Source organism: Motilimonas cestriensis (assembly GCF_021295315.1).
Lineage (GTDB): Bacteria > Pseudomonadota > Gammaproteobacteria > Enterobacterales > CBDFNC01 > Motilimonas > Motilimonas cestriensis.
Genome location: NZ_JAIMJA010000003.1, coordinates 158,669 through 171,882, shown reverse-complemented (window position 1 = coordinate 171,882; position 13,214 = coordinate 158,669). Strand labels below are relative to the sequence as shown.

Genomic DNA, 13,214 nt, shown 5'->3' with positions numbered 1-13,214 from the left:
GCATAACGTCATGCTGCCCATGAAGAATCAGAGATATAAGTAAATGACGAGACACATATTACATATACATGATCAAGCACTGCCACCTACACCATCATGCGGCGGCTCAAATCGGTTGATTGATTGGTTAGCGAGCGCACAAAGTCAACTGGGCTGCAAAGTAACAGCCCTATCTCCACGGGGAGCATCTAATAGCAGTTACCAACATGTGGCCTGTGATGTCAAAAATGTTGATATTGATGCCTTGATTAAAGCGATCCCTGAGGACGTCACCGATATTGAATATCATGGCGGCTTAAGTGACGAGTTAGCCAGCGCGCTAAAACAAAGATTTAACAAATTTGTTTCAGTGGTCCATGCTGGCGCGGCAAACACTCCCAATTGTGTCTATGTGTCTAAATCTCATGCTCAACAAGCGAACGCTGAGGTTTATGTACACAATGGTATCCCCGTTGAAAGCGTCGAGTTCCATGCCAAAAAATCCGATTTTTCATTGTTTCTTGCTAAAGTTAAGCGCAGTAAAAAGGGCGTCGCACAGGCGATTAGCATTGCCAAGAAAACCAGTCAGTCCCTGATCATTGCTGGAGGCCATCGGCTTGGTTCACCTGAAACCTGGTTTTCTTGGCACCCCAAAATAAAACCGGTCGGTTATGTCGATGGACAAGAAAAGCGCGACTTATTAAAGCATGCTAAGGCGTTATGGGTACCTATTAGTTGGGAAGAGCCGTTTGGGTTAACGGTGGTGGAAGCGATGATGTCGGGCACTCCCGTCATTGCCTATAACCGTGGAGCAATGAATGAACTCATCATTGACGGCGTGACCGGATTTGTTTGTAATGATGAAGCTGAGTTTATTGCTGCCATAGATAAAACGGCTACTCTCGACCCTAACATTATCAGACAACATGCTTTGTCACATTTTAGCGCGGAAAAAATGGCAACTGCACATCTCGATTTGTTAGAAAAAGCCGCACATTCATCTTGGTAGCCACTAGAATATAGACTTACAGGTACAAGCAAATGAGATTTGAAGACATTACCGTTGTGGTTCAAGGCCCGGTGCAAAACTATGCTGCAAGAGCCATGGATGAAGGCATTACTCAGCGTTGCTTGCAATCAATTCGAACTTACCTACCGGGTGCAAAAATTATCTTATCGACCTGGGAAGACCAAGATCTTAATAATTTGGATTTCGACCAATTATTGCTAAATCAAGATCCAGGTACCAACATCCGCTATTTTACCGCACCCGATAAGCCTAAGTTATTCAATAACAATCGCCAAATTGTGTCGACACTGAACGGGTTAGCAGCCGTGAGCACTAAATATGCACTAAAAATAAGAACCGACAACTACCTAATATCAAATGACTTTGTTGCATTATTTGAGCAGCCACTGATTCGACAAGCAGAACAAAGCGTGTTTCAGCAGCGCATAGTGATCAGCAATACCTTTAGTCGCAAATACGCTAAAGGAAAACCCGTTGCTTATCACCTTAGCGACTTTTTTTACTTCGGTTTGACCCAAGACTTATTAAAACTTTGGGATATCCCCTTACAAGATAACTATGACTTATCGCAGCAACACCAGGTCAGCCCGCACTACCCTGATTTCCCAATTGATTGTACGCAAATGTTTTGGCAGGAAGGATTAAAACAATTCAACCAGCAAATTGAGTTGCTGCATTTGCACGATCTAGCGGGTGACAAACTAAAGGCCAGTGAAGCCTTTATTGCTAACAATCTTATTATTGCAGAGCCAGAAAAAATCGGCCTCGCGCTTTGTCAAAAATTTCTAGGTAAATCAAGAGCTAACCGTACTCGAGGCAAATGTAGCTTTTATCAGCTGAGTGACTGGCACGCATTATATAGAAAGTATTGCGATCCCAGTCACCCGTTGCCTTACCCAGCCCTGTTTAAACTTTTTCTACAGCGGCTTATATATGTTTTTCCAAGTCGGTTTGAAACAAAAATGAAAATAATCAGTCGGACCAAAAAAATGCACCGTTATAGCCAAATATTAGCTAAGGACAGCAAATGATAGTGATTCCAATGGCGGGCCTGAGCTCACGCTTTTTCAAAGCGGGCTACCAACAGCCTAAGTATATGTTGATGGCACATCAGCAAACCCTTTTTGCTCATGCCATTAATAGCTTTAGAGCTTATTTTGCCAGCGAAACATTTTTGTTCATTGTCCGTGATTTGTACCAAACACGAGATTTTGTCGAACAACAAGCGCGGGCCTTAGGCATAAAAAGTATCATCATAATCGAACTAACCGAAGCGACTCGCGGTCAAGCTGAAACTGTCACCCTAGGCTTAGCGCAACTTGAGCAGCAGTCAGGTCCCATTACTATCTTTAATATTGATACCTTTCGACCCAACTTTCTATTTCCAGCCATTCAGACTCAATGTGACGGTTATTTAGAAGTATTTCGCGGCTCGGGCGATAACTGGTCTTTTGCTAAACCGATGTCTGAAAAATCAACTCAAGTGATTGAAACAGCTGAAAAACGCCCTATTTCTGATTTATGCAGTACTGGTCTTTACTATTTTGCCGAGATGCAAGATTACCTCAGCGCTTATCATCATTACGCCGCGCTACCGCAAAGCCAGTGGGAGAAAGGAGAGCTTTATATCGCCCCTCTTTACAATTATTTAATCGCGCAAGGTAAAACAATTCATTACCACTTGATTGAGCGAAGTGAGGTTATTTTTTGCGGCGTGCCAGCAGAATATGACGCCTTTAAAGAGGCGGCTTTATGAGCCAATTTGAGCATATCAGCGTCGTTGTACAGGGGCCGGTGCAAAACACACCTGATCGCACTCATCATGAAGAAGGGATCACCCAGCGTTGTTTATCCAGTATTCGCACATTTTTACCCGGAGCCAGGATCATTTTATCGACGTGGCACCAGCAAGATCTAACGGGACTAGAATACGACGAACTGGTGCTCAGTGACGATCCAGGTCAGAACAAAGATGGTTTCTGCCCAGTTAATTATTATCGACAAATCACTTCAACCAAGGCTGGTTTGGCGCATGTCACGACACCTTATGCAGTTAAACTGCGCAGTGACAATTTCCTGAACGGCAATGAATTTGTCGCATTGCAACAGCAATACACTGCACATGATCCTGCTGATAAGCTGTTTGCAGAAAAAGTAGTGATAAACGCCAACCTATTTCGCAAAAACTCTCATGGCCGTGATGTCATCATGAGTCCAAGTGATTTTTTTTATTATGGTCGAACCGAAGATTTGAATAAAATTTGGCAACAGCCTAATTTTTTGGATCAGCCTTTTGCTGAAGCCTTACTGACCAAAACACAACAAAGCCAAGCTAAATACGCCTTAGAAGCAGAGCAAACATATTGCCAAATTTGGCTCCGTAGCCTTACTGAACGAGCGCCTTTGATGGGTCATCGATTTGATCATAGCAGCGAAGATTTAGCATTTTGGCAGCGTTTTTTGGCCAGTAATATCATTATTTGTGAACCAGAGAACATGGGACTGGGTTTACGGAAAATATCAAAGAGAGCTTTTAAACGCGCCAATGAATTTAGCCACCTTGATTGGCTTGTATTGTACAAACAGTATTGTGATCCGACTATCAGCACGCCTTTTAGCTTTGAACAAATTAGGCTATCTGCCGTGCGATTAATTAAATCTTGTCGACCAAAATGACAATTACGCCAATCATTTAACGCCCATTCTCCAACAGCCACAGCCCAACGTACTTATTAAAGTTAACTTGGGCGTAGGTCATGGCCATAATAAAACCGACGCTGCCATCTAAGAAACCGCGGCGTAAAAAATAAATATGAAAAAAAGTCCAACTGGCGCGCAGTAATGCCAGCAATAAGCCATGAGACTTTTTGCCCTTACGATGATATTTCTGCGCCCCTAGCCAAGCGTACTGCGCCGCTTTATCAAGGCCATGACCGTAATCACGATGGGTGTAATGGAGTAAAAAACCTTTTAATGTGCCAGTACTGCCCGCTGCTGGAATAACCGTTTCATGAACCTCATCGGGTGTGTATGCAGCACCTTCACGCTTAAACAAACGCAGCACCGAACGTGCACTGCGACCGTATTTTAAGGTTTTGCCGTACAATGTAACGCCCCAAGGTAAACGATAAGCCGTGTGTTTAATAGTCGGTTGCGCCAACAAGTTCGATAAGGCTTGTGCCATGGTGTCATCAAGGGCTTCATCAGCATCAATAGAAAGCACCCAGTCACAACTCGCTTGCGCTAATGCACGCTGTTTTTGCTTACCAAAGCCGGGCCAATCTGTGCTTGTCACGTTGTCGGTATAACGATGGCATATTTCTACCGTGCTATCAGTCGAGCCGCTATCGAGCACAATGATTTCGTCGGCAACCTTAGCAACAGACTGAAGGCAACGTTCAACACGATCGGCTTCATTTTTGGTGATTAAAATAACAGACAGGGTATGTTTACTCATGAGTTACCATTTCCAATAATTAAGTTTTTGGCGCATTTGAAAGTTACGATAGACATTCTTTGGCTTTTTATCCTGCCAGCCACGCTGCAAAATATCACTCACGACTTTCAATACACGAGGAGCCGATTGCCCATCTAAATAAGGTGTCACACTTGGACCATACTGCGCTATCGCGGCTAATAATTCATGGCTAGGATTTAGCCCCAGCTCAATTGCATCGGCTAATTTTTCCGGCTCGGTGATATTAATAAAACAAGCCTGAGGGTCACGGTTATTCACTGTCACCACAGGCTTGTTCAGCAGCAGAAACTCCTGAAATACCGAAGAGTTATCACATACCATTAAGTCAGCACGATGCTGCAATGGGATCACTTGGTCGTTCTCGAAAAAGCTCAGATTAGCATTTTCTAACGCGCGATATTTGGCCACCGTAGTGTGATCCATTTTTGGATGCAAAGTGATAAGCCAATGCCATTGGTCAGACTGGCTTAGCAATTTTATTTGCTCATACACGGCTTCTGCGCACGATAGAGTCGGGCTAAAGGTTGAGGCAAATAATATTTGCGGCCTAGGCCAAGTTTGTTCACACTGGTAATTAAACAGACTATCTAGTTTCAGCCAGCCGGTTTCTTGTACTTGAAAGTAACCACGTTTATTGGCCTGTGCTTGCAAGGTAGCACTGCGCTCATGCCCCTCGGTGCAATACAGATCGAACAGACCACGTTCAGGGTAAACATTACCGCGCTTACTCTCATTTAAACCATGAAAAACCTGCACTTTAAGACCTGGGATAAAGGCTGGCACGCGGTCGCCCGGAACAAATACAGCGTCGGCCTGATAGTTAACAGCGGCGGCCACATCAACCAAAGCCACTTCATCATCCGCTAAAAACGTCGGTGACACTTCATCACCCACCAACAGCCAAGCTACCTCATTACCTTCCGCTTTTGCCACTTGTTGTAAAGGCCGCAAAATAGCAAAGGAATAATTCTGCTCGATATAGAATAAAAATCGGTAGGGCCCAGATGTACCATTAATCGTCTTTATCATGAATTTTCAAATACACCCATTCAATGCAAGCAAGTGGCCAAATCATATCAGAAAAAACCACTAGAGCGAGCCGTTACTCGTTGCTCTATACCCAAACTACTTGGAGTTGTAGGTAGACGGCACGCTCGTCCACCCCATGAGCATAGATAAACGATGTGATAGGGGTGAATGAGCTTAGCCAACACTGGTGCGGCTTCAAGTAGAAAGGGGGTAAACTATTTAGCTAATAGACGTTTAGACCCAATCAACTTGGAGATGCTTTAAACATGCATCTTCAAGTTGATTGGGTATAGGTATAAACTCAACTTTCAAAGCCCTTTTTCTTGGTGATCCAGTGTTAATTCGTATTCTCTATACTTTGATCTTGTTACTTGCCGCCCCTTTACTGCTATTTGGTTTATACCAATCCAAACCGAACAAGCCCAAGTTTGGCAAAAGATGGAAAGAGCATTTTGGTTTAACACCGACACTCACAAATGCCCAGCCGGTTATTTGGTTACATGCCGTGTCAGTCGGCGAGTCTCTTGCTGCTATTCCAGTGCTTCGCGCGCTAAAGCAAGGCTACCCTGATTACCAAATCGTGGTGACTACTACCACCAGTACAGGCGCAGCGCAAATTGCAAAGCTCGGCGATCTCGTCAGCCATCGCTATATGCCTATCGACCTGCCCGTTTGTATTAACGGCTTTATCCGCAACATTAAGCCCAGTTGCTTGCTGATCATGGAAACAGAGCTATGGCCCAACACGCTTGCCAGCGCTAAATCGGCAGGCATACCCGTTTGCATCGTTAACGCTCGATTATCTGCGCGCTCTGCTGGCCGTTATGGCAAGTTTCAATGGGTATTTAATGAAATATCACGCCACATAGATCACCTGTTTTGCGTGGCCCAAAGTGATGCTGATCGCTTTAAACAACTCGGATTAACCGCGCAACAAGTCAGTGTTACCGGCTCAATAAAAAACGATATTCAAATAAACTCAAGTATTACTGAACAAGCGCAAACATTACGCCATCAGCTTGGCGCTACGCGCCCTGTTTGGGTCGCAGCCAGTACCCATAAAGGCGAAGATGAGCAAGTGCTAGATGCATTTAAGGCCGTACTTAAAACCTTACCTGATAGCTTGTTGATTTTAGTACCCCGCCACCCTGAACGTTTTGATGCCATGGCACAACTTTGCCAAGATATGGGGTTCAGTGTGCAGCGGCGCAGCCAAGGGTTTAATCCCACTCAACCATGTCAAGTGTATTTAGCCGATAGCATGGGCGAGATGCTACTTATGCTCGCCGCAGCCGATGCCACGTTTATGGGCGGCAGTTTAATTGGTGATGCGGTGGGAGGCCATAACATGCTAGAGCCTGCTGCATTGGCAAAACCGACGATTACTGGGCCAAGCTATTATAATTTTACCGAAATCGCCGAACAGTTACGTCAAGCGCAAGGGTTGTGGGTCTGTCAAAACAGCGAGCAACTCGCCGAGCAAATGGCGCGGCTGTTATCCGATAAGATATTAGCGCAGCAAGTGGGCCAAGCCGCATTACAAGTGGTAAAGCAAAACCAAGGCGCAGTAGCGAAAACCGTACAAGGCTTATCTGCTTATCTCGAGCAGAGTAGGAGCTGAATTTATTCAGCGAAAAAGCGTGAAGATGTCGAAAGGTCAGCCTTGATAACCCGCCATCAGCGCTTGCCAATCAGCCTGATTAAAGTGAATTTGACGCTTGCCGACTTCTTTATGAAACGATCGCTGTAAGCGATCTAAATTCCCCGGTTGCCAAGCTTTACCTTTTTGCTCATAACACTTATCAAAGTCGATGAGCCAAACTTGGTCTTGCTCATCGAGCAAAATATTGTGCGCATTTAAGTCGGTATGATTCACCTGCAACTGATGCATTTTTGCCACTGTTTGGCCAATTTGCTGCCACACGCTTTCGGGTAACCCTTGCTTAATTAACAACCCGACTAAATCTTGTGCATTGGGCACTTTTTCAACCAGAATATCGGCGTGATAAGTTAGGCCACGTTTAATGGCACGAGCCGCCACCGGACGCGGGACATTGACGCCACCTTGTGCCAGCTTTTGTAATAGCATTAACTCTTGATAGCTGCGGGTTTGCTGCCAACCGGTAAACCAATAAGCATCGGCCACCAGCTTGCCAAATAAACCACCGCGGCGATAATGACGCAGTGCCATATCAGCTTTTTCACCACGAACAAACCAAGTGGTGCCGCGGCCTAGCGCCGAGCCTATCACCGCATTTTGCTGTTGCCAAAAATCAGCGTCAAAACACAGCATGGGATCTTCTTTGAGTAATGTTTCATCAAACCAAACTTGGCCTTGGGGAAGTGTAAGGTGCTGCATTCATCCTGTCCCTTTTGTCACAATATCAATTAACGATTAAGGGGGCATTTTACAATTAACTGAGCAAGCTGCATAATTCTGTCTTCAATCAATTTCATCTCCCATTTATAGCGAGACTGGTCCATGGCTTTGTTTACTGCTGCGCCCAATTCTTTATGTGTTTTACGTTTGTCAGCGATTGGCGATGTGTGCCACGCGATTAGCGTGATCCAAGCCATTCAAGATTATTGGCCCAGCACTAAAATCACTTGGGTCTGTGGCAAAATTGAAGCGCAATTAATCGGTGACTTACCGGGCATTGATGTGGTCATCTTTGATAAAAAAGCAGGCTTTGCTGGCATGCGTCAAGTTTGGTCTAAGCTAAAAAATCAGCGTTTTGACGCCCTTTTACACATGCAGCTTGCCTTACGCGCCAGTATGTTGTCGTTAGGAATTAAGGCGAAATACCGCGTTGGTTTTAGTAAAGATCGCAGCAAAGAGGGGCAGTGGTTAGTCACCAATCGCCATTTGCCAAGCTCCAACAGCATACATGTACTGGACAACTTTGCCGAATTTGCCCGCTACTTAGGTGTTCCGTTTAATGCGCCGCGATGGAACATCCCTTTAGGTGATGCTGAACGTGATTTTGCAAAAGACCTTATTAAAGATAAAAAAACCTTAGTGATTTCACCTGCGGCCAGTAAAGATGAACGTAACTGGCTCACAGACCGCTACGCCGCCATTGCCGATTATGCTACTGAACAAGGTTTACAAGTGATCTTATGTGGCTCACCGGCTCCGCGAGAGCTAAAACTGGCACAAGCCATTAGCGATCTGTGCCAGAAGCCCATTATCAACTTAACAGGTAAAACCTCATTAAAGCAGCTCACAGCCGTGTTGGCCGCTGCTGATGTGGTGATAGCGCCCGACTCGGGTCCAGCTCATTTAGCCACCACACAAGGCACCACAGTGATCGGTTTATATGGTCATAGCAATCCTAAGCGCACCGGCCCTTACAACGATTTAGATAAAGTAGTAAGTGTTTATGAGCAGCATGTGGTTCAGCAACAGCAAAAGCCTATCGAGCAATTAGCCTGGGCAACTCGGGTGAAAGGCGATCATGTGATGCAAGATATCACCCTAGCAGCGGTGCAAGCCGAGCTAGATAAGGTAATCCTTTAGGCGCCTGTAGGAGGCGCAGTGATACCTCGATATTTAGCTACAACATAGGTCATTCTGATGACAACGTCGCACGATTACTGGTGCTCCGACCGTGCGCAGTTCCCAGTAGGAGCGATTTTTAAATCACGAATAACCAGCCCTTTACGCGCTGTTTCGCTGTATAAATACAGCTCCTACACCCGCCTACAATCGCCCGGTCACTAGCGGGCTATCTAAAATTCTTTTCACATCAAATATCACGCAACCATTGGGATTTGACAACCCCTTATAGTCCGCTTCAGACAGCGCCATGATTTGACGATGAGACACAGTGAGCACCAAAGCGTCATATTGCTGTTCGGGTAACTCTGTGTGTAATTCAATGCCATATAAACGCTGCGCTTCTTCCGGATCGGCCCACGGATCAAACACTGCCACGTTAACGTCCATGGTTTTCAGCTCATTGATCACATCAATCACTTTGGTATTGCGTAAATCGGGGCAATTTTCCTTAAAGGTTAACCCCATAATCAATACATTAGATTGGCTAACTTGGATTTTTTGTTTAAGCATCAAGCGTACCACACGGTCAGCAATGTAAATGCCCATGTCATCGTTTAACCGTCGCCCCGCTAAAATCATTTCCGGGTGATAACCTAACTCTTGCGCCTTGTAGGTTAAGTAATAAGGGTCAACGCCAATACAGTGACCGCCTACTAAGCCAGGATGAAAATGTAAGAAATTCCACTTGGTCGCCGCCGCATCAAGCACCTCTTCAGTGTTAATGCCGATTTTATCGAAGATTAGCGCTAACTCATTAATGAGGGCAATATTGACATCACGCTGGGTGTTTTCGATTACTTTCGCCGCTTCTGCCACCTTTATGGAACTGGCTTTGTAGGTACCTGCCATGATCACCTTGCCATACATGGCATCAACAATCTCAGCCACATCAGGGGTAGAGCCCGAGGTTACTTTAACGATACTGGTTAAGGTGTGCTCTTTATCACCAGGGTTAATCCGCTCTGGGCTGTAGCCGCAATAAAAGTCCTGATTAAATACCAACCCTGAACCTGCCTCTAATAGCGGTACACACACCTCTTCAGTTGCGCCGGGGAAAACAGTGCTTTCATAAACCACGATATCGCCGCGCTTTAACACCTTGGCCACGGTTTCTGACGCGCCCACTAATGGTGATAAATCGGGTTGATGATGTTTATCGATAGGAGTGGGGACAGACACAATAAAAAACTGACAATCCGCTAAATCTTGACTATCAGAGCTAAACACGGCTTGGCTGGCTTGCAGCTGCTCAGTGGTGGCTTCCAGCGTGCGATCGCGCCCTTGGCGTAATTCCGTCACCCGCTGAGCATTGATATCAAAACCCACAGTCTCAAAATGCTTAGCAAATTCAAGAGTCAGCGGTAAGCCAACATAACCTAAACCAAGCACGGCCACTTTTTGTGGCATTTGCAAACTGGACATATTCACTCCCTTGAATGCGATGATTCGCCTTCAGAAAGCTTAGTACAGAGCGCTCGGTTTAATTAGGGATCCAATAAAATAATCTCTATTCCCAATTAACCGCAAGATACTTGGGCATAATCAATGATTAGGTAGCACAACCTCGGCTAAACCAGCAGAGCTTAACGGGCTACTTTCCGCACTGATTAATAAGGTTTTATCATTTTTCCACAGCAACCCTTCCCATTGTGAATACTCGGGTAACTGGTAATACTTAGCGTGGGTTAAATCCACTTCGCCGCCAACCACATCAAAAATCCAAATAAAAGCATGGCCAAACAAACGCTGCTTACTGTAACCCAATAAAGCCAGTTGACCGGAAGGCTGATGATAGTCGACAGCCGTGATCAGCCCTTGCACAGGCAAGGTTTGCTGCGCCTTTAATAACGGTGGAGAAACGCCAAATTCAGCTTGATACAATTGAGTTTGTTGATCTTGCCAATTCTTTGAAAACAGCCATAGCTTATTATCCACTACCGTAATCGCTTCACAATCGTAATTGTGTTCATAAGCCTCTAGCGTTGGCGTTTGTCCCTCTAACTTAATATTAATGCGCTCACTGCTTAAGCGCGAGCCGCTAGGAGCCACATCTATTTCATGCCAAGGCACTTGATAAATTTGAAATGTATCGCGCTTACCGCTGTTATTGCCACAATCAGCAATGTAAAGATAGGTATCATCTTGAGCCAGAGATTCCCAATCACGATTGACCGCGTTAGTGACTTTTAGCTTGGTTTCAACAAACTGGTTACTCAAATTTAGCTTATACAGAAAAGCGCCATCACCGCTGTCATTAATGGTCCACAGCTTGCCGTAACGCATCGCTAAACCGGATGTTTCACTCACGTCACTGGGCAAAGACGCCAATACAGTAAATTTCACTTGCTGCTCGGTTAAAGTGCGAACTTGCATATCACCTGATACTGGGACTATAGGTTGTACACTCTGGGTAACCTCTGCCTTGTCATCCCAAACCGGTGACACACTACAACCATTGAGCCAGATAAAACTTGACCATAAAACCAGATTTGCAATCAAGTTGTTACATGAAAAGAAACACTGTCTTGTTAACACTTCAACCTTCCTTATTTATCTTAATCAGTCACGCAGTAACCCCAAACAACTTTAAGGCGCCTGTTCAGCGCGAGTTGCTTGGGTATATACTAACGCGATTGATAGCCGTTTTAGATGACAACAGGAATATCTCCACATGACCGTACGCGTACTTTACCCCGGCACTTTTGATCCCGTCACCAATGGTCACATAGAACTGATTGAGCGTGCCTGTAAAATGTTTGGAACTGTGATCATCAGCATAGCAGCCAGCCCGAGCAAGCAGCCGATGTTCGAATTGCCCGAGCGAGTGGCTTTATTACAACAAGCGACAGCCCACTTACCTAAGGTGCAAATCATCGGTTTTAAGGGCTTGCTGGCCGATTTTGCCAAGCAGCATGACGCTCAAGTGTTGATCCGAGGCGTGCGTGGCAGCAACGACTTTGACTATGAGTTACAACTGGCCAACATGAACCGTAAACTCAACCCTGAATTGGAAACCGTGATCTTCACGCCTAGCCCGGAAAACAGTGCGGTTTCTTCCACCCTAGTCAAAGAAATCGCCAAGCATGGCGGCGATGTGCAAGATCTGGTACCTGCTCAAGTAAAACAAGCATTGATCGATAAGTTAGCGTTAGATTAACACGCGTTTAACGCTGACACTGCGCGCAAGACATTGTGCAACGTTGTTGACCTAATCGGCTTGCTTGAGAAGGTTTCACCACAATGGGTAAACAGCCAGTACTAGATTAAAGCGCCTTTAACTAACGCTGACACTGCGCGCAGAAAACGGTACTGCGCTGGCCTAAACGGATCTCTTGTAAGGCTTTACCACACTTTGTACAAGGTAAACCACCGCGACCATATACGGCCAGTTGCTGAACAAAGTAACCCGGTTTGCCATCGGCCTTGGTGAAATCTTTTAACGTGGTGCCACCTTGAGTAATGGCCTCTGCGAGCACGGTTTTAATGTGATCCGTCAGTACTTGATAACGTGCTTGGGAAATATTCCCCGCGGCACGTTTAGGGTGTATGCCACTGCGAAACAAACTTTCGTTGGCATAAATATTACCCACCCCCACCACATTGGCATTATCCATAATAAATTGCTTCACCGCGGTTTTACGGCCTCGCGAACGCTCAAACAAGGTTTGCTCGGTAAAATCAGCGGTTAACGGCTCAGGGCCGAGCTTAGCCAGTAGTGGATGCAATTCGGGCTCCCCTTTCACCCACAAACACGCACCAAAGCGGCGCGGATCATGTAAGCGCAATAACTGGCCATTACTTAATTCAATATCAATATGGTCATGTTTTTGCACCTCACAACCTAAGGGTAATACGCGAAGGTTACCCGACATCCCCAAATGTAGAATAATGCTGCCCACTTGCGTGCGCAGCAAAATATATTTAGCGCGGCGCTCTACCCGCTCAATCACTTGACCACAGGCTTCTTGTATCGATTCAGGCACCGGCCAGCGCATTCGCGGCTCACGAACAACAATCTGATTAATGGTCATACCCGTTAAAAACGGGGCGATGCCTTGGCGGCTAACTTCAACTTCGGGTAACTCAGGCATGATAGGCTCTTCGGGTCATGAAACGGGCTAAATCTAAAGGACATG

At 45.6% G+C, this 13,214-nt stretch carries 13 protein-coding genes; 7 read left to right on the top strand and 6 right to left on the bottom strand.

All coding sequences use genetic code 11. The annotated features are described in order from the left end of the window. The first annotated feature begins 43 nt into the window (after window positions 1–43). From K6Y31_RS04190 to K6Y31_RS04175, 4 genes are read left to right on the top strand one after another with little or no spacing between them, the layout of a single operon-like run. On the top strand, window positions 44–988 hold the full coding sequence (locus tag K6Y31_RS04190) for a glycosyltransferase (RefSeq protein ID WP_233051591.1): 945 nt from the start codon (window positions 44–46) through the stop codon (window positions 986–988). A 32-nt stretch (window positions 989–1,020) separates the two neighbouring features. Then, entirely contained in the window at window positions 1,021–2,040 is a 1,020-nt protein-coding gene (locus K6Y31_RS04185; RefSeq protein ID WP_233051590.1) for a WavE lipopolysaccharide synthesis family protein, read from the top strand. Next, entirely contained in the window at window positions 2,037–2,765 is a 729-nt protein-coding gene (locus K6Y31_RS04180; protein WP_233051589.1) for a glycosyltransferase family 2 protein, read from the top strand. Before K6Y31_RS04185 ends, K6Y31_RS04180 begins: the two co-directional genes overlap by 4 nt. Beyond that, entirely contained in the window at window positions 2,762–3,685 is a 924-nt protein-coding gene (locus K6Y31_RS04175; protein ID WP_233051588.1) for a WavE lipopolysaccharide synthesis family protein, read from the top strand. The genes K6Y31_RS04180 and K6Y31_RS04175 overlap by 4 nt, the downstream gene beginning before the upstream one ends. A gap of 16 nt (window positions 3,686–3,701) precedes the next feature. On the opposite strand, the gene K6Y31_RS04170 is transcribed toward K6Y31_RS04175, so the two are convergent. Together K6Y31_RS04170 and K6Y31_RS04165 are read right to left on the bottom strand one after the other, a co-directional pair. Beyond that, a complete protein-coding gene (locus K6Y31_RS04170) occupies window positions 3,702–4,466 on the bottom strand; it encodes a glycosyltransferase family 2 protein (RefSeq protein ID WP_233051587.1) in 765 nt (254 codons plus the stop codon). Window positions 4,467–4,469: 3 nt separating this feature from the next. After that, entirely contained in the window at window positions 4,470–5,516 is a 1,047-nt protein-coding gene (locus K6Y31_RS04165; RefSeq protein WP_233051586.1) for a CDP-glycerol glycerophosphotransferase family protein, read from the bottom strand. Window positions 5,517–5,850: 334 nt separating this feature from the next. On the opposite strand from K6Y31_RS04165, the gene waaA reads away from it, so the two are divergent. After that, on the top strand, window positions 5,851–7,137 hold the full coding sequence (gene waaA / locus K6Y31_RS04160) for a lipid IV(A) 3-deoxy-D-manno-octulosonic acid transferase (RefSeq protein WP_233051585.1): 1,287 nt from the start codon (window positions 5,851–5,853) through the stop codon (window positions 7,135–7,137). Window positions 7,138–7,173: 36 nt separating this feature from the next. On the opposite strand, the gene K6Y31_RS04155 is transcribed toward waaA, so the two are convergent. Beyond that, window positions 7,174–7,875 (bottom strand): 3-deoxy-D-manno-octulosonic acid kinase, encoded by a 702-nt coding sequence (locus K6Y31_RS04155; RefSeq protein ID WP_233051584.1) that lies wholly within the window; start codon window positions 7,873–7,875, stop codon window positions 7,174–7,176. A 123-nt stretch (window positions 7,876–7,998) separates the two neighbouring features. On the opposite strand from K6Y31_RS04155, the gene K6Y31_RS04150 reads away from it, so the two are divergent. Continuing rightward, complete coding sequence (locus K6Y31_RS04150) at window positions 7,999–9,036, top strand: glycosyltransferase family 9 protein (protein ID WP_233051583.1); 1,038 nt, start codon at window positions 7,999–8,001, stop codon at window positions 9,034–9,036. Between the two features lie 183 nt (window positions 9,037–9,219). Here the strand turns inward: K6Y31_RS04150 and K6Y31_RS04145 are convergent, their stop codons facing one another. Together K6Y31_RS04145 and K6Y31_RS04140 are read right to left on the bottom strand one after the other, a co-directional pair. Then, window positions 9,220–10,500, bottom strand: coding sequence for a nucleotide sugar dehydrogenase (locus K6Y31_RS04145; protein WP_233051582.1), 1,281 nt, complete (start codon window positions 10,498–10,500; stop codon window positions 9,220–9,222). A gap of 120 nt (window positions 10,501–10,620) precedes the next feature. Beyond that, on the bottom strand, window positions 10,621–11,613 hold the full coding sequence (locus tag K6Y31_RS04140; protein ID WP_233051581.1) for a hypothetical protein: 993 nt from the start codon (window positions 11,611–11,613) through the stop codon (window positions 10,621–10,623). Between the two features lie 136 nt (window positions 11,614–11,749). Here K6Y31_RS04140 and coaD point away from each other — a divergent pair, with 136 nt between their 5' ends. Then, window positions 11,750–12,235: a pantetheine-phosphate adenylyltransferase gene (gene coaD / locus K6Y31_RS04135; RefSeq protein WP_233051580.1), complete on the top strand. Its 486-nt coding sequence runs from the start codon at window positions 11,750–11,752 to the stop codon at window positions 12,233–12,235. Window positions 12,236–12,356: 121 nt separating this feature from the next. Here the strand turns inward: coaD and mutM are convergent, their stop codons facing one another. Beyond that, a complete protein-coding gene (gene mutM / locus K6Y31_RS04130; RefSeq protein WP_233051579.1) occupies window positions 12,357–13,169 on the bottom strand; it encodes a bifunctional DNA-formamidopyrimidine glycosylase/DNA-(apurinic or apyrimidinic site) lyase in 813 nt (270 codons plus the stop codon). Between the last annotated feature and the right edge of the window lie 45 nt (window positions 13,170–13,214).